This is a genomic window from Plantactinospora veratri (genome assembly GCF_036421995.1).
Taxonomy (GTDB): domain Bacteria; phylum Actinomycetota; class Actinomycetes; order Mycobacteriales; family Micromonosporaceae; genus Plantactinospora; species Plantactinospora veratri.
The window spans coordinates 211,473-233,755 of record NZ_JAZGQL010000027.1; the positions used below are offsets into that span (position 1 = coordinate 211,473).

16 protein-coding genes are annotated in these 22,283 nt (G+C 72.9%); 4 read left to right on the top strand and 12 right to left on the bottom strand.

Going from position 1 to position 22,283, the window contains the following annotated elements; all coding sequences use genetic code 11:
* Positions 1-16: 16 nt before the first annotated feature.
* The gene (locus V1634_RS27970) at positions 17-3,166 is read left to right on the top strand and encodes an AfsR/SARP family transcriptional regulator (RefSeq protein WP_331208980.1); all 3,150 of its coding nucleotides are present in this window, start codon (positions 17-19) and stop codon (positions 3,164-3,166) included.
* Here the strand turns inward: V1634_RS27970 and V1634_RS27975 are convergent.
* The 3 genes from V1634_RS27975 to V1634_RS27985 all read right to left on the bottom strand — a co-directional run bounded on the left by V1634_RS27975 (position 3,094) and on the right by V1634_RS27985 (position 5,932).
* A complete protein-coding gene (locus V1634_RS27975; RefSeq protein ID WP_331208979.1) occupies positions 3,094-4,239 on the bottom strand; it encodes a cation diffusion facilitator family transporter in 1,146 nt (381 codons plus the stop codon). The two genes, V1634_RS27970 and V1634_RS27975, sit on opposite strands and share 73 nt — an antisense overlap.
* A gap of 209 nt (positions 4,240-4,448) precedes the next feature.
* Positions 4,449-5,141, bottom strand: a complete 693-nt coding sequence (locus V1634_RS27980; RefSeq protein ID WP_331208978.1) for an RraA family protein — start codon at positions 5,139-5,141, stop codon at positions 4,449-4,451.
* Between the two features lie 152 nt (positions 5,142-5,293).
* Positions 5,294-5,932, bottom strand: a complete 639-nt coding sequence (locus V1634_RS27985; RefSeq protein WP_331208977.1) for a maleylpyruvate isomerase family mycothiol-dependent enzyme — start codon at positions 5,930-5,932, stop codon at positions 5,294-5,296.
* 132 nt (positions 5,933-6,064) lie between these two features.
* On the opposite strand from V1634_RS27985, the gene V1634_RS27990 reads away from it, so the two are divergent.
* Both V1634_RS27990 and V1634_RS27995 read left to right on the top strand, forming a co-directional pair.
* Positions 6,065-7,066 carry a sigma-70 family RNA polymerase sigma factor gene (locus V1634_RS27990; RefSeq protein WP_331208976.1) on the top strand — a complete coding sequence of 334 codons (1,002 nt, stop codon included), beginning with the start codon at positions 6,065-6,067 and terminating at the stop codon, positions 7,064-7,066.
* Positions 7,067-7,129: 63 nt separating this feature from the next.
* Positions 7,130-7,510, top strand: coding sequence for a VOC family protein (locus V1634_RS27995; protein ID WP_331208975.1), 381 nt, complete (start codon positions 7,130-7,132; stop codon positions 7,508-7,510).
* 93 nt (positions 7,511-7,603) lie between these two features.
* On the opposite strand, the gene V1634_RS28000 is transcribed toward V1634_RS27995, so the two are convergent.
* The 4 genes from V1634_RS28000 to V1634_RS28015 all read right to left on the bottom strand — a co-directional run bounded on the left by V1634_RS28000 (position 7,604) and on the right by V1634_RS28015 (position 12,104).
* Positions 7,604-8,821 carry an extracellular catalytic domain type 1 short-chain-length polyhydroxyalkanoate depolymerase gene (locus tag V1634_RS28000; protein WP_331208974.1) on the bottom strand — a complete coding sequence of 406 codons (1,218 nt, stop codon included), beginning with the start codon at positions 8,819-8,821 and terminating at the stop codon, positions 7,604-7,606.
* Between the two features lie 158 nt (positions 8,822-8,979).
* Positions 8,980-9,843: a carbohydrate ABC transporter permease gene (locus V1634_RS28005; protein ID WP_331208973.1), complete on the bottom strand. Its 864-nt coding sequence runs from the start codon at positions 9,841-9,843 to the stop codon at positions 8,980-8,982.
* Positions 9,843-10,823 carry a carbohydrate ABC transporter permease gene (locus V1634_RS28010; protein WP_331208972.1) on the bottom strand — a complete coding sequence of 327 codons (981 nt, stop codon included), beginning with the start codon at positions 10,821-10,823 and terminating at the stop codon, positions 9,843-9,845. The genes V1634_RS28005 and V1634_RS28010 overlap by 1 nt, the downstream gene beginning before the upstream one ends.
* Positions 10,824-10,829: 6 nt before the next feature.
* A complete protein-coding gene (locus V1634_RS28015; RefSeq protein WP_331208971.1) occupies positions 10,830-12,104 on the bottom strand; it encodes an ABC transporter substrate-binding protein in 1,275 nt (424 codons plus the stop codon).
* Positions 12,105-12,269: 165 nt separating this feature from the next.
* Here V1634_RS28015 and V1634_RS28020 point away from each other — a divergent pair, with 165 nt between their 5' ends.
* Entirely contained in the window at positions 12,270-14,261 is a 1,992-nt protein-coding gene (locus V1634_RS28020; RefSeq protein ID WP_331208970.1) for a beta-galactosidase, read from the top strand.
* 160 nt (positions 14,262-14,421) lie between these two features.
* Here the strand turns inward: V1634_RS28020 and V1634_RS28025 are convergent, their stop codons facing one another.
* The 5 genes from V1634_RS28025 to V1634_RS28045 all read right to left on the bottom strand — a co-directional run.
* Complete coding sequence (locus tag V1634_RS28025; RefSeq protein ID WP_331208969.1) at positions 14,422-15,078, bottom strand: MFS transporter; 657 nt, start codon at positions 15,076-15,078, stop codon at positions 14,422-14,424.
* Between the two features lie 96 nt (positions 15,079-15,174).
* Positions 15,175-16,395, bottom strand: a complete 1,221-nt coding sequence (locus V1634_RS28030) for an ROK family protein (protein WP_331208968.1) — start codon at positions 16,393-16,395, stop codon at positions 15,175-15,177.
* Positions 16,396-16,570: 175 nt separating this feature from the next.
* Entirely contained in the window at positions 16,571-17,167 is a 597-nt protein-coding gene (locus V1634_RS28035) for an O-methyltransferase (RefSeq protein WP_331208967.1), read from the bottom strand.
* A gap of 39 nt (positions 17,168-17,206) precedes the next feature.
* Positions 17,207-18,373 (bottom strand): AAA family ATPase, encoded by a 1,167-nt coding sequence (locus tag V1634_RS28040; RefSeq protein ID WP_331208965.1) that lies wholly within the window; start codon positions 18,371-18,373, stop codon positions 17,207-17,209.
* A 154-nt stretch (positions 18,374-18,527) separates the two neighbouring features.
* The coding region (locus tag V1634_RS28045; RefSeq protein ID WP_331210727.1) for a CARDB domain-containing protein at positions 18,528-22,283 on the bottom strand (3,756 nt) is incomplete at its 5' end.

The following is a 22,283-nucleotide window of genomic DNA, read 5'->3' on the forward strand; positions in this document are numbered from 1 at the left end:
TAGACATGGGGGCGGCATGGTCGTAGCTCACGAAAGCGCATACGGTGTCAGCGCTTTCGGGGAGTCCGGCGACGGCGGCGTCGACACGGTACGGCTGGAGATCCTCGGCTCGGTGCGGGCCTGGCGCGGTGGGCAACAGATCGCCTTCTCCTCACCCGGGCAGCGGGCCGTGCTCGGCCTGCTCGCGCTCGCCGCCGGCCGGCCGATGACCCGATCCGAGATCATCGACGTGCTCTGGGACGACAGCGCGCCGCCCGCGACGGCCACCAACGTGATCCAGACGCACGTCAAGAACCTTCGCCGACTGCTCGAACCCGACCGGCGCACGCACACCGCCAGCGCCGTCCTGCCCCGGGTCGGCGACGGGTACGCGGTCGGCGTACCCGCCCGCAACCTCGACCTCTGCGTGTTCCGGGAACTCGCCGGCGCGGCGTCCGACGCGTACCGCCGGGACGACCTGGCCGGTTCGGTCCGGCTCTGGCAGCGGGCGCTCGCGCTGTGGCGGGCCGAACCGCTGGTCGACGTCCCCTCACTCGCCCGGCACCCCAAGGTCGTCGCGCTGGCCGAGGAACGCCGCGCGGCGGTACGCAGGTACGGCGAGGTCATGATCGCTGCCGGCGGGGCCGCCGACGTGCTCCCGGCGCTGGAGGAACTCGCTGCCGGCAACCCGCTGGACGAGACCGCCCAGGCACTGCTGATCCGGGCCTACCACGCGCTCGGACGCCGGGACCGGGCCGTCACGGTCTACCGCACGGCCCGTCGGCGACTCGTCGAGGAATTGGGAGTCGAACCCGGCCCCGAGCTGGCCGGCGCCTACCGGGACGCGCTGCGGGCCGCCGAGACAGCGGCACCGGCGATCCCGACCGGTACCGGCGGCGCGCCGGACGAGTCGCCGGCCGTTCCCGCGCAGCTCCCCGCCGACGTACCCGGGTTCTGCGGCCGCTCGGCCGAACTCGCCAGGCTGGACAGGCTGCTGGTGCGCTCCGATCACCACACCCGGCCGGACCCGTCGACCGTCCCCGTCGTCGTGCTCGCCGGCACCGCCGGAGTCGGCAAGACCGCCCTCGCACTGCGCTGGGGGCACCACGCCCGGCACCGGTTCCCCGACGGGCAGCTCTACGTCAACCTGCGCGGCTACGACGTCGACCGGCCGATGCCGCCGCAGGAGGCGCTGGCCGGGTTCCTCCGCGCGCTGGGGGTGCCCGGCACCGAGGTGCCGTTCGAGCTCGACGAGTGCGCGGCGCGCTACCGCAGCGCGCTGGACGGCCGGCGGATGCTGATCGTGCTGGACAACGCCGCCTCGGTGGCGCAGGCCCGGCCGCTGCTGCCCGGCAGCGCCTCCTGCGCGGTGCTGGTCACCAGCCGGGACACCCTGGCCGGGCTGGTCGCCCGGGACGGCGCCGAGCGAATCGAACTCGGCCTGCTCTCCAGCGCCGACTCGGTCGAGCTGCTCTGGCGCACCCTCGGCGAGCGGGTCGCCCGGGAACCGGCGGCCGCCGCAGCGCTCGCCGAGCGCTGCGCCCACCTGCCACTGGCGCTGCGGGTCGCCGCCGAACTCGTGCTCACCCGGCCGACCGCACCGCTGGCGGTCCTCGTCGCCGAGCTGGCCGACCAGCAGCACCGGCTCCGGCTGCTCGACGCCGGCGGCGACCCGCGTACCGGCGTCCGAGCGGTGCTCTCCTGGTCGTACCAGCAACTGCCGTCCGCCGCCGCCCGGGCCTTCCGGATGCTCGGGCCGCATCCCGGACCGGACGTCGACCGGTACGCCGCGGCGGCGCTCTTCGACACCGAGCCGGAGCAGGCCCGGCACCTGCTCGACACGCTCGCCCGGGCGAACCTCGTGCAGACGGCGGGCAACCACCGGTACACCTTCCACGACCTGCTCCGGGCGTACGCGACCGAACGCTGTGCCGCCGACGAGCCGGCCTCGGCGGCCGACGCCGCCGCCGACCGCCTCTTCGACTACGAACTGGCCGCCGCGACGGCGGCGATCGACACGCTCTATCCGGCGGAACGGCACCGCCGGGCACCGGTGCACCGGCCGCCGGTCCCGCCACCGCCGATGCCGGACCCGCAGGCGGCCCGGGATTGGCTGGACGCGGAACGGCCCACCCTGGTGGCGACGGCGGTCCGGGCCGCCGAACGCGGCCGGTCGGCCCACGCGGTACGGCTGACCCTGACCCTGCTGCGCTATCTGGAGAGCGGCGGATACTTCGCCGACGCCGAACGGATGCACACGCACGCCCTGGCGGCGGCCCGGCAGGACGGTGACCGGGTCACCGAGGCGCACCTGCTGACCGGGCTCGCCGTGATGTACGCCCAGCAGGGCCGGTACGCGCCCTCGATCGCCCGGCTACGTGAGGCGGTGGCGCTGAGCCGGGAGAACGGCGACAGTGCGGGTGAGGCGCGGGCGCTGGGCAACCTCGGCCACGTCCAGCAGCGGCAGGGCCGGTACGACGAGGCGGCCGAGGCACTGCGCGCCGCGCTGCCGCTCTGCCGACGGGCCGCCGACCCGGCCGGCGAAGCCCGGGCCGGCGGCAACCTGGGGCACGTACTGCTGCGCCAGGGCAACTACCGGGAGGCGGGGGTGCACCTGCGTACCGCCGCCGTGCTCTGCCGGCGGATCGCCGACGCGACCGGCGAGGCGTACGCGCTGACCAGTCTCGGCGAGCTGCACCTGCGCGCCGGACGGCTGCTCACCGCCGCCGGCCGGCACCGGCGGGCACTGGCGTTGTTCGAGGCGGTCGGCGACCAGGCCGGCAGGGCGCTCGCGCTGGACGGGCTCGGCCGGGTACGCCTGTGGCAGGGAGACCACGAGTCCGCACTGGAGCTGGTCGAGCAGGCGCTCACGTTGCTGCGTCGGGTCGGTGAGCGGGCCGGCGAGGCCTCGTCCACGAACAGTCTCGGCGAGATCCTGCACCGGCTGGGCCGGCCCGACCCGGCGCGGGTGCAGCACAGCAGCGCGCTCAGCCTGGCCACCGAGATCGGGGACGCGTACGAGCAGGCCCGGGCGCACGCCGGACTCAGCCGGGCGTACCGGACGGCCGGTGACGACGGGCGGGCCGAGACGCACTGGGATGCCGCCCACGCCCTCTACCGGATGCTCGGGGTGCCCGAGGCGGCCGGGTCCCCGGATCGGCTGGCCATGCTCGGGCGGCCGTCCTGACCGCGCCGCCGGTGTGACAGCTCGGCATGGTGATGGTCGCCGGGGTGGCTGGCCGGGTCGGTGTGCACGGTGGCACCACCGAGCCGTGGTACGGCGTGTCCGAGCTGGTGTTCGGCGTCGGCGGCGACCTCGTGGGCCTGCAACAGGGTCAGGTCGGCGTCGACCACGAGGGTCGCCTCGGCGTGCAGCCGATGGCCGATCCAGCGCATCCGTACCGCTGTCACCTGCCGGACGCCCGGCACGGCCCGCAGGGTCGCCTCGGCCCGGTCGACCAGAACCGGGTCGACGGCATCCATCAGCCGCCGGTAGACCTCCCGCGCGGCGTCCTTGAGCACCAGCAGGATCGCGGCGGTGATCAGCAGTCCGACCACCGGGTCCGCCCACCGCCAGCCGAGCGCGGCACCACCGGCGCCGAGCAACACGGCCAGCGAGGTGAAGCCGTCGGCGCGGGCGTGCAACCCGTCCGCGACCAGCGCGGCGGAGCCGATCCGCCGACCGACGGCCATCCGGTAGCGGGCGACCAGCTCGTTGCCGAGGAAGCCGACGAGCGCGGCGGCGGCGACGTACGGCAGGTGCCGGACGTCCTGCGGATCCAGCAGCCGACGGACGGCCTCGTACCCGGCGAAGGCGGCGGAGGCGGCGATGGTCGCGACGATGGCGATTCCGGCGAGGTCCTCGGCCCGGCCGTAGCCGTAGGTGTAGGCGCGGGTCGCGGCGCGTCGGCCGAGGAGGAAGGCGATGCCCAGGGGTACGGCGGTGAGCGCGTCGGCGACGTTGTGCAGGGTGTCGCCGAGCAGCGCCACCGAATCTGACATCGCCACGACGAGCGCCTGCAACCCGGCGGTCACGCCGAGGACGGCCAGCGAGATCCACAGTGCCCGCAGGCCGGCCCGGGAGGTCTCCAGGGCGCCGTCGACCTTGTCCGCGGTGTCGTGCGCGTGCGGGGTGAGGAGGTGACCGAGGCGGTGCCACAGCCCCCGCCACCGGCCTCCGTGGCCGTGGCCGTGGCCGTGGTCGGGATGGTGGCGGTGGCTTTGGAGGTGGTCGCGACCGTGGTCGTGGCTGTCGGTCATCCGCCGCTGCCTCCCTGTCGGCCGGGCTGGCCGGTTGCGGTGGCGGCCCGGTACGGGCGTCTCCGCCGAGATTACGTGCTCATGTACGCACGCGACAACGCAGCAGGTGCCAACCCGTCGCAACAGCGACCGCCTGGCGGGGTCCGACCCCTCGGGCCGTCCGGCTCGCCGACCGACCCCGACCCTGGTGGGCCCACTCCCCCATCGACCTACTCCTCGATGGCGCCGCCGATCCGGCGCAGGTGCCGGCGGAAGCTGTACGCCGGATCGGCGGCCCGCCGGGCCAGATAGTCGGCAAAGCGGGTCTGCTCGCGCAGGGACCGCCCGGCCCGGATCCGCGCGGCCTGGTCGCGTTCGGTCCGCCGGATCTGCCGCGCGGTCGTCAGCACCTCCTCGGTCCGGTCGACGGCGACGAAGAGCACCCCGTCGTCGTCGGCGAAGACGGCATCGGCCGCGCCGACGGAGTGCGCACCGAAGCGCGCGCTGGCCAGGGCCGCCGGCTCGGGTTCGTCGAGGCGTACCGGACCGGCCGGGTAGCTGCCGTAGCTGAAGACGGGCAGACCGATCTCCACCAGGTCCGGCGTGTCGCGGTGCAGGCCCCAGACCACCAGACCGGCCAGCCCGGCCGCCCGGGCCTCCAGCACCACCAGGTCACCGACACACGCCTCGTCGGCCCGTCCGCCGTTGTCGACGACCAGGACGTCGTCCCGGTCGGCAGCCTCCAGAGCCTCCAGGAACACGTCGACGCTGCCGTAGTGCCGGGCCGGCAGTACGCGTCCGGCGAGCCGCTGCCCGGGTACGACGGCGGCGATGCCGGGCGGGGCGATCCGCAGCGGCACACCGAGGCGTACGCAGGCGTCGGCGACCAACGGCGTTGACAGCTCGGCGAAGGCGTCACGCACGAGGGTTTCCTCCCTGGTCGGATGCGGTTCGGTGGTGATCTCGCGCCACCGGCGGGAGGCCCGATGCTACCGACGGTCGACCGGTTGCCGGCCGGGCCAATCCAGCACCGGTGGCCCTGGTCGACGGCGGCACCGTCCCGGCGGGGGGCGGGTCAGTGGGGTGTGGGCTGCGCGGAGAACCGGGCCGCGTGCTCGCCGTCGAGCCGGCCGGGTGGCAGCCGACGCCCGCAGATCACCAGCAGCAGATCCTGGGCGAGACCCCGGAGCGGGCTGCCGGTGCCGTAGCTCCAGTCCAGGTCGGTGGCGTGCAGCGCCACCCCGCGCAGGTCCACTCCGAAGTACCGGATGTTTCTCGGCCGCATCCGGGACAGCACCAGGCCGACCCGGTCCGGTGGTACCCGGCGGTCCAGCCCGAGTCCGACGGTGATGTCGAGTCCGTGGATCACGTCGTGCGACAGCGCGCCGTGCACGCCGCCGCCGGGTGGTGTCCAGGTGTGCGCGACGTTGTCCCGCAGCGATCCGAGCAGGTGCTCGGCGGGTAGTTCGGCGGCGTCGCGCCGGGCGCGCCGGTCGGCCATCCGGTCGAAGCTTCCCCGGGCCCTGACCAGGTCCACGACGAAACGCCCGAACGAGTTCCGGAACGGCAACGTGGTGTGTGCGACGACCTCGCGTACCCGCCAGCCGGCGCAGAGCGTGGAGGCGTCCCACTGCTCCGGGCGGAGCGTGGCGAGCAGTTCCACCTGTTCCTGGCGTTCCGCCCGTACCTCGGCCCACAAATGATCTTCACTCATCAACTCTCCTCCAGTCCGGCCGCATCGCCCCGGCGCTCCTACCGGTGATACGAGGTGGGCGCGGGAAACTCATCGGTCCCCGGGCAGTTCCTCCGGGTGGCCGTGCGGGCCGGGGTGGGTATGGTCGGACCGGTGGTGGAGACGACGCCGGTGGGCACATCCCGGCTGGACGCGCAGACGTCCCGGCTGGAGCCGTTCCGGACGGAGCTGACCGGTTACTGCTACCGGATGCTCGGCTCGGGGTTCGAGGCCGAGGACGCCGTCCAGGAGACCATGCTGCGGGCCTGGCGGTCGTTCGACCGGTACGACGAGCGGCGCGGTTCGCTGCGGACCTGGCTCTACCGCATCGCGACGAACATCTGCCTCGACATGCTGCGCAGCCCGCAACGCCGGGCGCTGGCCATGGACCTCGGGCCGGCCGCCGACGGGCCGGGCATCGGCGCACCGGCACCGGAGCGGGTCTTCGTCCAGCCGGTCCCGGACGGTGTCGCGCTGTCGATGCAGGGCGATCCCGCCGATCTGGCGCTACGCCGGGAGACGATCCGGCTGGCGTTCGTGGCCGCGTTGCAGCACCTGCCGCCCCGGCAGCGGGCGGTACTGATCCTGCGCGACGTGCTCTGCTGGCGGGCCGAGGAGGTCGCCCAACTGCTGGAGAGCACGGTCGCGTCGGTGACCAGTGCGTTGCAGCGGGCGAGGGCGACGCTGCGGACCGTGGACCGGGCCCCCGGCGAACCGTTCCGGCCGGCCGACCCGGGCCAGCGGGACCTGCTCGCCCGGTACTGCGACGCGTTCGAGCGCCACGACGTCGAGGCGATGGTGGCGTTGCTGCACGAGGACGCCACGATGTCGATGCCGCCGGTCCGGTTCTGGTTGCGGGGCCGGGACCAGATCCGGCTGGCCCTGCTGGATCCGGCCGCGTCGTGCGCGGGTGCCCGGCTCGTCCCGGTCGCGGCGAACGGCTCCCCGGCGTTCTGGCAGCTCCGGCCGGCTCCCGAGGGCGGGTACCGGCCGTTCGGGCTGGTCCTGCTCGACGTGGCCGACGGGCTGGTGACGGGTGTGACCACGTTCCTCGACGCCGATCGGCTGGTGACCCTCTTCGGGCAGCCGGCCGAGGTGCCGCCGGTCGACCGATGAGTTCCGGCGTTCCGCCCCGTACCTCTCGATGAGAGTGCTACGACGGATCCCGAGGAGACTGACATGACCACCGTGCAGCCGATCGTCGTCACCCCCGACCTGCCCCGCCTGCTGCGTTTCTACCAGGGGTTGCTCGGCGCGGTGGAGGTACGCCGGTTCCCGGACGAGGGGCCGGTCTTCTACGTCTCCCTGCGACTGGGCGACTCCGACCTCGGGGTGGTCAGCGAGGCGGAGGTCGACCTTTCGACCCCGTCGAGGATCGCCCTCAGCGTGGCCGTGCCGGACGTCGACGGGCTGCTGGACGAGGTGGCGCCGCTCGGCGGGCGGGTGCTGGGTCCGCCGAACGACATGCCGTGGGGCCAGCGGGTGGTCCACCTGCACGACCCGGACGGCAACATGGTCAACCTGACCCAGGAGCTGGGCGAGACCGACCCGGCGGGCTGAGTCGCCGGCCCGGTGGCTCCGGCCGAGGTGTCCGACCGGCCGGAGTCCACCGGCTGTCCGGCGCCGCCAGGGGAGGACGCCGGACGGGTCCGTTCAGCAGCCGATCACCCAGTGGGCGGGACCGGTCTGCCGCAGGGTCGTGGTGGCGAAGACGTTGTAGAGGCCCATCCGGGCGCCCGAGCCGAGCGCGTAGGCGTACCCGCCGGACTGGTAGGCGCGCCCCGCCTGGACGTGCGCGTAGTTGCTGGCGGTGACGCAGACCGGGTCCTCGCCCGGGTCACCGGGATCTCCCGGATCCCCCGGGTCGCCGGGGTCGGTACCGGTGCCGAGGCCGAAGAAGAGCGCGTCCCGGTATGCCGAGCAGATGGTGTCCAGGAAGTACGCGGCGGCGGTGCCGCACTGCTCGGCCCCGGAGCCCGGGTCGACCGGGGTGCCGTGCCCCATGCCGGCGACCCGGTAGAGGCGTACCTGGTCGGCGCCGTACGTCTCCAGGGTGGTGCCGCCGGGCAGGGTCGAGGTGCCGGTCGGGGTCTGCGGGAGGCCGAGTACGTTGGTCCACTGGTCCCGGGACTCGGTGGCGTTGGCGGTGCCGACCGTGTAGTCGGCGGTGCCGTGCCAGATCGCCACCTTCGGCCGGGCGCCGGAGTAGCCCGGGTACGCCTGCCGGACCAGGTCGCCCCACTGGGCCGGGCTCCGGTCGACGCCCGGGTTCATGCAGCTGAACGCGTTGACCATGCTGGTGGCGCAGCGGTAGGGGATGCCGGCGACGATCGACCCGGCCGCGAAGGTGTCCGGGTAGGTGGCGAGCATCGTCGCCGCCATCGCCCCACCGGCGGAGAGCCCGCTGACGTAGACCCGGTTGGCGGCGATGCCGAAGCTGCTCCGGGCGTGCTCGACCATCTGCTTGATGGAGAGCGCCTCGCCCTGGCCCCGGGCGGTGTCACCCGGCTCGAACCAGTTGAAGCAGGAGGTCGAGTTGTTCGCCGATTTCTGCTCCGGCACGATCAGCGCGAATCCCCACTGGTCGGCGTACTTGCGCCAGCCCGAGTTGCCGAAGTAGCCGTTGGCGTTCTGCGCGCAGCCGTGCAGCAGCACCACCGCGGGAGCGTTGCCGGGCAGGTTGTCCGGCCGGTACGCGTACATGGTGAGGTTGCCGGGGTTGGAGCCGAAGCCGGTCACCTGGCCGAAGGTGGCGGCCTGGGCGGGTCCGGTGGCGGCGAGTACGCCGACCGCGGCCAGTACGGGCACCAGGGCGGCCCGCACCAGGCGGGCCAGGAGAGGTCTGCGGCGAGGACGGGATCTGTGGCGCATGGTGGACCTCCGGCGGCGGTGTGGGCTGGATCACGGTGGAAGTTGCCGCGACGTTACGACCCGCAGACGATCCGCCGACATGGCCTGCCGTCACACATTTCCCGACATCGAAGTGATGCCGATCCCCATGCCCCGGGAGTTGGTGGGCCGGGCGTCGGTCAGCCCTTGATCCCGGTCGCCATGATCCCGCGCACGATCCAGCGTTGGGCGACCAGGAAGACCAGGGCCAGCGGGACGACCGAGACGACCGCGCTGGCGAAGAGCGCCGGCAGGTTGATCGCCTGGGCGGTCAGGTTGGTCGACATCGCCACCTGGACGGTCCAGAGTGCCGGGTCCTGCCCGATCACCAGCGGCCAGAGGAACGAGTTCCAGTGCTCGATGAAGGAGAGTACGCCGAGCGCGGCGAGCAGCCCCGCCGAGTTGGGCAGCGCCAGCCGCAGGTAGACGCCGAGGTGGCCGAGCCCGTCGATCCGGCCGGCGTCCTCGATCTCCTGTGGGAAACGCAGGTAGAAGCCGCGGAAGAGCAGCACGGCGAGGGCGTTGAACAGCCCCGGCACGATCAGTCCCCACAGCGTGTTCACCCCGCCCAGCGAACCGACCACCACGAAGGTCGGCACGAAGGTGGCCGCGCCGGGCACCATCATGGTTGCCACGACCAGCAGGAAGACCGGTCTTGCCGCGGCGACCCGGATCCGGGCCACCGCGTAGCCGGCCATCGAGGCGAACAGCGTGGAGATCGGCGCCGAGACGATCGCGACCACTGCCGAGTTGAGCAGTGCCCGGCCCAGCGGGGCGCTGCTGTTGGTGAACGCGTCGGTGAAGCCGGTCAGGTCGATCCGCTCCGGCCACCAGCGCCACTCCAGGGCGCCGAGTTCGGCCTGCGTCATCAACGAGTTGCGCAGCAGCAGATAGAACGGCAGCAGGAACGGCACCGCGAAGACGACGGCCGCCAGGTAACTGCCGATCCGGGCCCGGCCGATCGGACGGGCGGTACGGCGGCGCGGGAGGCGGTCGTCGCTCATCATCCGTCCCTCCGGCCGAAGCCGACCAGCCGGCCCTGCACCAGGGTCACCAGCACGATCAGCAGGGTGACCACGAACGCGCCGGCCGAGCCCAGGCCGTAGTCCTGCTGCACCAGCGAGACGTCGTAGAGGTAGACCAGCGGCGGGCGGCCGTCCGGACCGGGCGCGCCGGCCAGGCCGGTACTGAGCAGGTTGTAGAACTCGTCGAACGCCTGGAATGCCGCGATCACCAGCAGCAGGGTCACCGCGACCGAGGTGTTGCGCAGCAGCGGGAAGGTGATGTGCCGGAACAGCCGCCACTCGCCCGCCGCGCCGTCGACCCGGGCCGCCTCGTACAGCTCGCCGGGGATCTCCTGCATGCCGGCCAGGAACAGGATCATGTAGAGGCCGATCTGCAACCAGAGCCGGACGGTGATCAGCACGATCCAGTACAGCGGCGGGTCGACGGTGGCGATCCACGCGGTCGGCTCCTGGCCGAAGAGGGCGGCCAGCGAGTTGGCCGCGCTGGACGGTACGCCGCTGAACAGGCTCATCTTCCAGATCAGCGAGGCGACCACGTAGGAGACGGCGGCCGGCAGGAAGAAGGTGGTCCGGAACAGTGCCCGACCCCGGCGCAGCCGGTTGACCAGTACGGCCAGCCCGAGCGCGATCGCGAAGGTCAGCGGCACGATCACCAGGGTGAAGACCACGATCATCGACAGCGAGGTGCGGAACCGCGGATCGCCGAAGAGGGTCCGGTAGTTCGCCAGCCCGGCCCAGTCGCCGAGCGCGATGGTGCCCCGGGCGTTGCTGAAGCTGAGCAGCAGTCCCCAGCCCATCGCGACGTACCTGAAGAGCAGCAGCCCGACCACCAGTGGCGCGGTCAGCAGCACGAAGGCCCGCCAGGCCGACCAGTCGACCCGGCGGCGCCCGGCCGGCGCGGGCGCCGGCCGGGCCGCCGGCCCGGTGTCGGTCTGGAGTGGACCGGTACGCACGGACACCGGGCCTCAGACCGTGGGCAGCTTGTCGAGCGCCTCCTGGGAGCGGCCCGCCGCGGCGGTCAGCGTCGCCAGCGGGTCGGCGTTCTTGCGGATGATGTCGGAGGCGGCATCGTCGTACGGCTTGCTGACCGTCGGCGCCCAGAGCGCGGTGGTCCGGGTGCCGTACTGGTTGAGCAGGTCCACCACCTTCTTCGCCGGCCCGGTCCGCAACGGCTCGGCCTGGGCGGCCAGGCCGGCCCGGGGCGGCACGTGGAAGCCGTAGCTCAGCGCCCAGTCCTGCTGCACCTCGTTGTTCTGCAACCAGAGCCACTGCACGTACTTCTTGGCCTCGTCGACGTGCTTGCTCTTGCCGTTGACCACCTGGGACCAGCCGCCGAGGATCACCACCGGCTTGCCGGTCGGGCCGTGCGCCGGCCACGGGACGAGGTCGAAGTCGTCGCCGAGTTCCTTGCTGATCCGGGGCAGCGCCCAGAGCCCGCCCCAGGCGATCGCGGTGGCGCCGGTGATCAGGGCGCCGGGGTCGTACCACTCGGTGGCGTAGCCGAGCAGCATCGACTTCTCGGTGAACATCCGGCGGGCGACGGCGAAGGCGTCGGCGATCTCCGGGGTGGCGTAGCTGACCTTCCGGTCGGTGAGCACGGCCTGGCCGACCGAGAACGGCAGCACCCCGCGCATCCCGGCGAGGCCGTCGTTGCCGACGAAGATGCCCTTGGTCTTGCCCTTGGTGAGCGCCTTCGCCGCGGCGACCAGGTCGGTGAGGGTGGCCGGTGCCGCGAGACCGGCCCCGGCGAGCAGGCTCTTGCGGTAGTAGAGCAGCATCACGTCGATGATCATCGGTACGCCGTACGCCTTGCCGCCGTGGGTGAGCGGGCTGAGCGCGTGCGGGTTGAGTTCCGCCTTGGCCGGGCCGAGGATGTCGTCGAGGACGGCGACCTGCTGCTGCGCCACCATGTCCGGGGTGACCTCGTTGATCTCGTACACGTCGGGGCCCTCCGGGGTGAGCACCGACGACTGCCACTTCGTCTTGTAGTCGCCCGGCACCCAGGTCACCTTGACCGCGACGTCCGGGTTCTGCTTGGTGTAGTCGGCGGCGTAGCGCAGCGCGGCCTCCCGGGTGCCCTGCTCGCCGTACTCGTGGTACCAGTGGTTGAGGGTGACCTTGGCCGACCCCCCGCCGCCGGTCGGGTCGGACTGGCAGGCCGGCAGTACGGCGCCGCCGACGACCAGCAGCGAGCCGCCGAGGAAGCGCCGTCGGGACAGGCCGGAACGGGTACCGCTCATGGTGCGCCCTCCTTCTCGCGCGGCAACGGCGCGGGCATTGGAGCTGGTGGATGGCGTCGCTGGGGTGAGCCGTAGCCTAGGCTTCTGCAACTACTTCGTCAAGGACAAAGAATAAGCCTCTGTGGTCGGTTGACGGCCCCGGCGTCCAGGTCGGACGATCTAGCCATGGCCTTCGATCTCCCGGCCCTGCCCGGCTTCGCCTTCGGCGGCGACTACAACGCCGAGCAGTGGCCGGAGCAGGTCTGGGCCACCGACGTCCGGCTGATGAAGGACGCCCGGGTCGGCCTGGTCACCGTCGGCGTCTTCGCCTGGGCGATGCTGGAGACCGAGCCCGGCCGCTACGACTTCGACTGGCTCGACCGCCTGCTCGACCTGCTCGCCCGGCACGGCATCGCCGCCGACCTGGCCACCGCCACCGCCGCCCCGCCGCCCTGGTTCAGCCACGCCCACCCGGAGTCGCTGCCGGTCGGCCCGGACGGCAGTCGGCTCTGGTGGGGCAGCCGGCAGGCGTTCTGCCCCAGCTCACCGGCGTACCGGGCGGCGGCGGTGGCGCTGGTCGAGCGGCTCGCCACCCGCTACGCCGACCACCCCGCACTGGCCATGTGGCACGTCAACAACGAGTACGGCTGCCACGTCGCCCGCTGCTGGTGCGACACCTCGGCCGAGGCGTTCCGGAGCTGGCTGCGCGACCGGTACGCCACCCTGGACGCGCTCAACACCGCCTGGGGTACCGCGTTCTGGTCGCAGCGCTACACCGACTGGGCGCAGATCCTCCCGCCCCGGCAGACCCCGAGCTTCACCAACCCCACCCAGCAGCTCGACTTCCACCGCTTCTCCTCGGCCGAACTGCTGTCCTGCTACCGGGCCGAACGCGACGTCCTGCGCCGGCTCAGTCCGGGCGTACCGGTGACGACGAACTTCCTCGTCGACCGCTGGAGTGTGGACTTCTGGGCCTGGGCCGGCGAGGTCGACGTGGTCGCCATGGACCACTACCTGAGCGCCGACCGCGCCGACCCGTACGCCGATCTCGCCTTCATCGCCGACCTGGCCCGGTCGCTGGCCGGCGGCCGGCCCTGGGCGCTGATGGAGCACGCCGCCAGTGCCGTCAACTGGCAGCCGCGCAACCTCGCCAAGCCGCCCGGACGGCTGCGCCGGGACTCGCTGGCACACGTGGCCCGGGGCGCCGACTCGGTGCTCTACTTCCAGTGGCGGGCCTCCCGGTCAGGGGCCGAGAAGTGGCACTCCGGCATGGTGCCGCACGCCGGCACCGACACCAAGGTCTGGCGCGAGGTGGTCGCGCTCGGCACCGAACTCGACGAGCTGGCCGAGATCGTCGGCAGCGAGGTCGTCGCCGACGTCGCCATACTGCTCGACTGGTCGAGTATCTGGGCCCAGCAGCATCCCAGCCAGCCCAGCGTGGACGCCGAACCGGTGGCGCTGCTGGAGCAGTGGCACCGGGTGCTGCGTACCGCCACCGTCACCTGCGACTTCGCCCGGCCCGGCGGCGACCTGCGCCGGTACCGGCTGGTGCTGGTCCCGGCGCTGCACCTGGTCAGCGACGCCGACGCCGACAACCTGGCCCGGTACGTCGCCGACGGCGGCACCGTGCTCATCGGCCCGTACGCCGGGGTGGTGGACCCCGACGACCGGATCCGGCTCGGCGGGTACGGCGCCTGGGCTGAACTGCTCGGCGTACGGGTCGAGGAGTTCTTCCCGCTCGACGACGGCCAGCGGGTACCGCTCGACGACGGCACGTACGGTCGACTCTGGACGGAGCTGGCCACCGCGCAGACCGCCGAGGTGCTGTTGACGTACGCCGCCGGACCGCTGGCCGGCGCTCCGGCGCTGACCCGGCGGCGGCACGGCCTGGGCACCGCCCACTACCTCGGTACCCACCTCGCCGACGCCGACCTCGGGCGGCTGCTGACCCGGCTCGCCGGCCGGGCCGGCGTGGTGCCGGTGCTGGCCGCCCCGCCGGCCGGGGTCGAGGCGGTCCAGCGCCGGCATCCCGACGGCCGCCGCTACACCTTTCTGGCCAACGACACCGACGGCCCGGTCGAGGTGACCGTCGACGGCCGGGTGCTGCGCGGCGCCGAGCCGGTGCCGGGCGGCGTCCGGATCCCCCCGCGCGGCTTCGCCGTGCTCCGGGCCGGCTAGCGCCGCGACGGCACCGGGCGCGTCGAGTGGTGCTCGGGTGCCTCGGACAGCCGGTGGCGAATGTCGACGTTGAGCGGTGGCCCGCCGAGCGGCGCCGGTTGCATCGCCGGATCGAGCGGTTCCATCGGTCTGGCCGGACTGCCCTACACCGCCCGTTTCGTCATGCCAACGGTACGGCCGGCGGCTGAGCCGGCGGGGACGCGTGCCGCACCAGCACGACGATCCCGCTCACCGCGGTGGCCAGCAACGCCGCCGCCCCGAACGGCACGGCCAACATGACAGGCCACCGCCAACCGAGCGTCTGGCCCAGCAGCGCCCCAGCCACGGGTCCGAGAGCCAGCCCCACCACCACCGCGCCGGCGACGAGTGGCACCGTCCACGCCCGCCGTGCCCGCACCCGCGCAACCAGTGCGGCCGTGACACCCCAGGCCAGAGCGGCCCCGAACCCGGTCACCGCGCGGCCGACCAGCAGCGGACCGCTCCCCGGGGCCAGCGCCGTCAGCAGCGATCCGGAAGTCAGCAGCACGATCGCGGGCAACGTGACGGCGGTCGGCCAGCGCCGGCCGACCAGGGCACCGACCGGAACCGCCAGCACCGCCGGCAGCAGGTAGGCGACGAAGATCCAGAGTGGTACCGACGCCGGCAGATCCATGTCCCGCTGGATCGCGATCCATGCCGGCCCGATGATGACGGCGAGCATGAAGGCACCCAGCGACGCGGCGAGTGCCGGCCCGATCAGCAGCCAGACCGGGCCGACATCGCGGCGTGGGTCGAACGGGGGAGGCTGGTTGCCGGTGCTGGGAAGGGGTGAGGTCACCCCAGGGAATATACGGACGCGGCTCTGTGGCAGGTAGTGGCGTCGACCCGGTCGAACGCGGCGAGCAATCGGGCGCGCAGATCCGCCGCCGGGACGTCAGCGTTGCCGGATGAGGCCGCCGGCGGTGGTGCCGATGCCGGCGAGGAACCGTTTGAGGGCGAAGGTCGCCGCCCCGAGACTGACCGGGTTGCCGGGGATCCGGCAGAGCGTGATCTCGGTCGCCGCCAGCGGGCGGCTCAGCGCGTGCTGGGTCACCACCGCCCGTACCTCCGGCAGCAACGCCTCGCCGAGCCGGGCCGCGACCCAGCTGCTGAGCACGATCACCTCCGGGTTGACCAGGTTGACCAGGTCGGCGACGGCGACGCCGAGATAGCGGGCGGTCTCGGTGACCACCTTGGCGGCCACCGGATCTCCGGCGGCGACCCCGGCGGCGAGCGCCTCGATGGTCGAGGTCTGGTCCTCGGGGTGCAGCAGCGCGCTGTCCGGCGCCAGGTCGCGCAGCGTCTGCATGATGCCGGGTGCCCCGACGTACGTCTCGACGCAGCCACGGCTGCCGCAGTGGCAGAGCCGCCCGTCGACCACCAGCGTGGTGTGCCCCCACTCCCCCGCACTGTTGGTGGCGCCCCGGTAGAGCGTCCCGCCGAAGGCCAGGCCGGCGCCGACCCCGGTGCCGAGGTTGACCACCACCACGTCGTCGCGCCCCCGGCCGGCCCCGAACCACAGCTCGGCGACCACGCAGGCGCGCAGCGGGTTGTCCAGATAGAGCGGCAGGTCCAGCGAACCGGCGAGCAGGTCGCGCAGCGGTACGTCGTGCCAGTCCCAGTTCGGGGCGTACACCGAGACCCCGCCCTCGCGGTCGACCTGGCCGGGCACGCTGACCCCGACCCCGAGTACCCGATCCGGGTCGACGCCGCCCTCGGCGAACGCCGCGCCGACCGCCGAGGCGATGTGCGTCACCACCTGCTCGGGCCGATTCTCCGTCGGGTGCAACTCCTCCTCGACGCTGGCCAGCACTCCCAGCCCGGCGTCGAAGAGGTCGACGTGCACGTACGTCTCGGCCACGTCGACGCCGACCAGCGCGCCGCCGGCCGGGTTGACCGAGACCACACCCCGGGGCCGCCCTCCGCCGGAGTCCTGGTAGCCCACCTCGACCAGCAGCCCCAGCTCCAGCAACTCGCCGATCAGGTTGGCCGCGGTGGCGAGGCTGAGCCCGGTGTCCTGGGCGATCTGCTGCCGCGACACCATCGGTACGCCGATGATCCGGCGCAGCACCTCGAAACGGTTGGCGATCCGGATGTCCCTGGAGGTGCGCTTCACGGCGAAACTCTAGACCCTTCGTGGCCGGCATCCCGGCGGACCCGGCGGCGGCTGATGCTCGTCGAAGACATCGACTAACTCTTATGATAAGCAGACGAGATAGTGGTCGCGCCAGGGTCGGCGTGCCCGGACCGGATGGCGCCGGCCCCCCACACAGCCGGTCGGCGGAGGCCGGTCAGGGGCGGCGGGTGCCGATCACCGTCGAGAGATCCGGCGCCAGCCGGACCTCGGTGGCGAGCAGCGCCGGATGGTCGAGCCAGCCCAGCCGGGCCGCGTCCGGCGCGGGACCGAGCATCGGCGGCCACCCGGTCAGCGGCGTGAAGTCGTCGACCACCACCGACCCGGCCGGCCGGAGCAGCCGCTCGGGATCCGCCGCCACACCCTGCTTGCCGTTGCCACCACCGTCGAGGACCAGCAGGTCGAACGGGCCGTACGCCTCGATGCGGGTCCAGTCACCGGAGACCACCTCGACCTCCGGGACGTCGGCGAAGAGCCCGGCCACGCGTTCGGCCCGCTCGGCATCCCGCTCGACGCTGACCACCCGGACCCCGGGCCGCCGGCCGGCGACCAGCCAGGCCAACCCGACGCCGCAGCCCGTACCGGTCTCGCCGATGACGGTGGTCGCGCCGGCCGCCAGCGCGGAGAGCAACCGCCCCTGTTCCAGCCGGCACGAGCACCCGAACCCCAGCTCCTCGGCGAGCGCCACCGCCGCCGACACGATCGGCGGCAGCCCGGTCACCCCGGCATAGCTCGCGGTGCCGCGCCTCGACACGTCGTCACCTCCCCACCCCTGCGGGAAAACGCCCGCTGCCTAGCGCTTCGGCCACTGCCATGCCGGTTCGTCCAGACGCCCCCGCCCGGCCACCCGGGTCTCGCCGAACTCCTTCACCAGCTCGATCGTGCTCAGTTCGGCCGCGTCGTGCTCCAGCGCGCCGGTCAACGCCCGGGAGTGGCTGACCACCACCACCTGGGTACGTGCCGAGCCCGCCAGGATCAGCCCGGCCAGCGGCCGCAGCAGCTCCGGATGCAGGCTCGTCTCCGGCTCGTTGAGTACCAGCAGCGCCGGAGGTCGCGGACTGAGCAGCGCGGCGACCCAGAGCAGGTACCGCAGCGTGCCGTCGGAGAGTTCCGCACCGCCGAGCGGGCGCAGCAGGCCCGGCTGGTGCAGCCGCACCTCGAACCGCCCGGACTCGACCCCGATCGCCAGCTCGGTGCCGGGAAACGCCGTGTCCACGGCGGACGCCAGCGCCGAGGCGTCACCGGTCTCCCGGATCGTCTGCAACGCGGCGGCCAGGTCGGCGCCGTCCGGGCCGAGCACCGGGGTCCGGGTACCGACCTGCGGCTGCCGGGCCGGTGCGGCCACGTCGGTACGCAGATGGTCGTAGAAGCGCCAGGAGCGAATCCGCTCGCGTACGGTGAGCAGCTCCGGAGCGCGCTGCGGATCGGTGTACTCGCTGAGCATGCTGTCGAACGGGTGCACCGCGTCCGGCACCGCCAGCCACGAGCCGCCGTCGCGGAGCCGCAGCGCGGTCCCGGCGCGTTCGGCGAGCAGCGTCGACGGGCGCAGCAGCGGCCCGGACCAGACCGCCTCCCGCTTGACCTCCGGATCCCGGGTGAAGGCCGAGTTCTGCGACGGCGGAGGCAGCCCGAAGTCGACGGCGTAGCCGAAATCGTCCCCGGCGAAGCCGAGGCGCAGGCTGACCGGGCCGCGCCGGACCGTACCCTGCACCGGATGCTCACCGGCCCGGACCGCCCGGCCGATCGTCTCCGGCCCCGCCCAGAGCGTCGACGGCAACCCGCCCTCCCGGGCCAGCGCCGCGACCGCCCCGTTGCGGGCCGAATCGGCCAGCAGCCGCAACGCCCGGTAGAGGCTCGACTTGCCGGTGCCGTTCGCCCCGGTCACCACCGTCAGCCGGCCCAACTCCACGACCAGGCTGCGCAGCGACCGGTAGTTCTGCACGGCCAGGGTGCGGATCACCCGCCCAGGTTACGGCTCCGCCGACCGGCCCGGGGCGCGGACACCGCCCCGCCGCCGGCCGGAGGAGATGCGCCGACCGGCCACGGGCGGCTCCCGGTGCCCGGGAGGTACGCCCGTGGCCGGTCAGGCCCGGAGCCGATACCTCGGCGCAGGTTCAGTCGACGGCCGGTTTGCGCGGTTGCCGGAGGGCCGGCTGCCCACCGGTGATGGTGAAACTCGACCCCGGCTCGACCACGATGTTGCCGGTGGCCGAGTTGGTGATGGTCACGTTCGACAGCGTCGCGCTGCCGCGCGCCCCGTTCATCGCCAGGATGCCGGCGCCGTTGTTGGACCGGTCGATCCGGACGTTGCTGATCACGACGCCCGGCATGTTGCCGCCACCGGTCTTGAACTGGATGCCGTCGTACGTCGAGTCGACGATCTCGGTGTCCCGGATGGTGACCCCGACGATGTCCCGGGTCGCCGGGAAGAGCGTGATCGCTCCGAACTTCTGCTGCTCGCCCCAGAAGGCGCCGCCGGTGCGGTAGAGCCCGTTGTTCGCGATCAGCGTCTGCCCGGAGAACGGCAGCGGGTCGTGGTCGGTGGCGAGCATGATCCCGGGGTAGTTCATCGTGTCGTAGATCAGGTTGTTCTCGATCCGGTTGCCGTACCCGCCGTAGACGGCGATGCCGTTGGCCCGCCACGGCAGCTGGATCGTGTTGTTGACGAAGGCGTTGGAGTGGCCGATGTCGACCGAGGTGTCCCGGACGTAGCGGCTGGCCCAGACCGCCAGGGCGTCGTCACCGGTGTTCCGGAACGACGAGTTGAAGACCCGCGAGTTCCGGGTGCCGTTGGTGAAGTTGATCCCGTCGGCGTACGTGTTGCGGATCCGCATCCCGGTGAACTCCAGCCCGTCACCGGGACCCCAGAGCGCCGGGATGTTCTCGTAGTCCCGGCCCACCCAGACGCCGACGTTGGCGTGCTCGATCCAGACGTTGCTGATCCGGGTGCCGACACCGAACCGGCCGTTGAGCCCGACGCCACCCTCGGCACCGCCCGGCCCGCCCCGGATCCGGCCCGAGCCGAAGATGGCGATGTCCGAGATCTGGGTGTTGGCGTCGATGTCGAAGCCGAAGTTGCCTTCGTGCGGGTGGTTGATCCCGCCGACCACCAGGTGCGGTTCGGTCAGCGTGTAGAGCTGCGAGTGCCACATCCCGGCACCCCGGATGGTGACGTTGCTGATCCCGACCTGGTTCCACTGGCCCCGGTTCAGCGGGTCGTCGGTGAGGATCTTCTGCTCCTGGCGCCACTGGCCCGGCGGGATCCAGACACAGCCGATCACACCGTTCTGGTCGTCGGTGACCGCCCGCTGGATCGCGGCGGTGTCGTCGAGACCGTCGTTCGGCACCGCGCCGTACTGCGTGATCGACGTGCAGCCGGCCGGCTGGCTCGCCGCCGGGGCAACCTGCTCCAGGTCGACCAGGTCGATGATGTAGAACGCGGCCGTGTCGCCCGCGTCCCGCTGGAGCCGGAACCGGGTGCCGGCCGGGTACGACTGGGCCAGCAGCGCGTTCGCCTCGTCGAAGAGCCGCCGCGCGTCGCCACCCGGGCTGTTCGACAACCCCTCCGGGTCGTCGGTGTTGCCGTACAGCCAGCTGTGCCGGGAGGAGAGGGTCAGCTTCCGCAGGAAGGTGTCGTTGACGTACAGGCTGATGGTGGCCTCGATGCCGCCGCCGCCCGGCGCGTCCGGGATGGAGTTGCGCACCACGATCGAGTTCGCCGCGTTGGTCGAGGTGAACTCGACGAACTGGCCGGTGCTGTTCAGCCGGACCGACCTGCGCCCCGAGGACTCGGTGCCGAAGTTGGTGTGCCCGAAGGTACGCAGCGGGTCGGCCTCCAGCAGGGTGCCCTGGTAGCGACCGGCCTCCGCCTCGTACGACACGTACGGCACCGCCGCACCGCGCCCGACGACGATCGACTGGGTGCGTACGTTGTTGCCCTCGTTCGTCTCCGCGACCACACCGGTCGCGTCGGCGGTGGCGGTGATGGTGGCCCCGCCACTGGTGGCGGTCCAGCTTCCGCTGATCGCCACGGTGCTGGTCGCACCCGCCGCGATCGACGGGGTGTTGGTGTTCAGCGTGGTGCCGCCGACCGTGACCCGGGTGACCGTGGTCGCGCCGGTCGCGGCGGTACCCCTGTTCTGCACCGACACCGTGAAGGTCACCGCGGCCCCGACCGCCGGGTTCGGCGGGTTCGAGGCGATGCCGGTCACCTGGAGGTCCGGGCCGGGTGCCTGGCCCACGACCAGCGGCGACGGCGCGGTGAAGCTGTTGTTGGCGTCGTTCTGCTCGACGATCGTGTTGGTCGGGTCGACCACCGCGACGACCGGGTAGCTGCCCATCGGCCGGGTGCCGGCGTTCACCGTGACGGTCGTCGAGGCACCGGCGGCCAGCGCGGGCACCGGGGCGCTGCCGGCGACCGTGCCGCCGAGGCTGATGTTGACCGTGGTCGCGGCGGCCGCCGCCGAGCCGTTGTTGCGGACCGTGGCCGAGAGGGTGACCGGGGTGGTCTCGCTCGGCGCGGCCGGCGTCCAACCGGTCGAGGTGACCACCAGGTCCGGGTTGGGCGCGGGGGTGCCGCAGACCTCCAGCTCGGCGACCTGGCCGGACGGGGCACCGGTGTTGGAGTTGAACCGGAGCTGCACGTCCGCCGTGGTCGCGCTGACCGGGATCACCACCGCGTTGCTGCCCGCCACGAACTGGTGGTTCGCCGCCGGCACCAGGCTGGTGTAGGTCGTCGCCGCCTGGTCCCGGCCGAGCACCTGGAAGTTCTGGGTACGGGTGCCCCAGGCGGGATCCGGGTTCAGCTTCACCCGCACCGCCGTGATCGCGTGGTTGGCGCCGAGCGCCACCGTCAGGTGCTGCGGATATCCGGGCGCCCCCTCCCAGTACGTGCCGAGCGACCCGTCGACGGCGTTCGCCGGCACGAAGGTGAAGGTGGAGCCGCTGGCGGTGGCCGGCCTGCCCCGGGCCACGTTGACGCAGCCGGGCGGTTGGCTGCCGGTCCGGGTGACGGTGTTGCTGTTGCCGGAGAGGTTGCCGGCCACGTCGCGGGCCCGGACGAAGTACGAGACGGTGGTGTCGGTCGGCTGGGTGTCGTTGAAGCTGGTCACGTTGCCGAGCGAGGCGACCTGTGCGCCGTTGCGGTAGACGTTGTAGCCGGCCAGGCCGCTGCCGCCGGGGTTGTCGGTGGCGGCACCCCAGCTCAGCGCGATCGTCGTACCGGACTGGGTGTAGGAGAGCGTGCCGGGCACGCCCGGCGGGGTGGTGTCGGTGCCGCCGCCGTCCGGGCCGTAGACCTCCAGCTCGGAGATCTGCCCGGCCGGCCAGCCGCTGTTCGCGGTGATGGTGATCCGGACGTAGCGGGTGCTGGTCTGCCCGAAGGTGATCGTCACGGAATTGCCGTCGACCGCCGGGTTGAAGGTGTACGCCCGGGACGCGGCCAGGTCGCCGAAGGACGAGCCGTTGGTACTTCCCTGCACGCTCAGCGTCTGGGTACGGGTGCCCCAGCCGGCGGTCGGCAGCTTCAGTACGACCCGGTCGACCGGGACGGCCGAGCCGAGGTCGACCTGGAGCCACTCCGGGAAGGCGTTGTTGACGCTCTCCCAGTAGCTGCCCTGGTTGCCGTCGACGGCCCGGGACGAGTCGTAGACATCGGCGTGGCCGCTTTCCTGGGTGGGGCGGCCCTGCGCGAGGTTCCCCTCGGCCGGGGCGGCGGCCGGGTTCGGCCGGGCCACTGGGTCGGCCGCGACGGTCGGTTGGTGGGTGAGCTGCGCCGGGCCGGCCGCGTGCGCGGCGGGCACCCACAACGCGAGGGTGGCGATCACGGCGGCGGCGACCGTCGTCGCCGTCGCCGGGACCAGATCGGAGCG

What these genes read in the sequence shown, in the direction of transcription:
- V1634_RS27970 (WP_331208980.1), top strand. Translation starts at nt 17, where the DNA reads ATGGTCGTAGCTCACGAAAGCGCATACGGTGTCAGCGCTTTCGGGGAG.
- V1634_RS27975 (WP_331208979.1), bottom strand. Translation starts at nt 4,239, where the DNA reads ATGACCGACAGCCACGACCACGGTCGCGACCACCTCCAAAGCCACCGC.
- V1634_RS27985 (WP_331208977.1), bottom strand. Translation starts at nt 5,932, where the DNA reads ATGAGTGAAGATCATTTGTGGGCCGAGGTACGGGCGGAACGCCAGGAA.
- V1634_RS27995 (WP_331208975.1), top strand. Translation starts at nt 7,130, where the DNA reads ATGACCACCGTGCAGCCGATCGTCGTCACCCCCGACCTGCCCCGCCTG.
- V1634_RS28000 (WP_331208974.1), bottom strand. Translation starts at nt 8,821, where the DNA reads ATGCGCCACAGATCCCGTCCTCGCCGCAGACCTCTCCTGGCCCGCCTG.
- V1634_RS28005 (WP_331208973.1), bottom strand. Translation starts at nt 9,843, where the DNA reads ATGAGCGACGACCGCCTCCCGCGCCGCCGTACCGCCCGTCCGATCGGC.
- V1634_RS28015 (WP_331208971.1), bottom strand. Translation starts at nt 12,104, where the DNA reads ATGAGCGGTACCCGTTCCGGCCTGTCCCGACGGCGCTTCCTCGGCGGC.
- V1634_RS28020 (WP_331208970.1), top strand. Translation starts at nt 12,270, where the DNA reads ATGGCCTTCGATCTCCCGGCCCTGCCCGGCTTCGCCTTCGGCGGCGAC.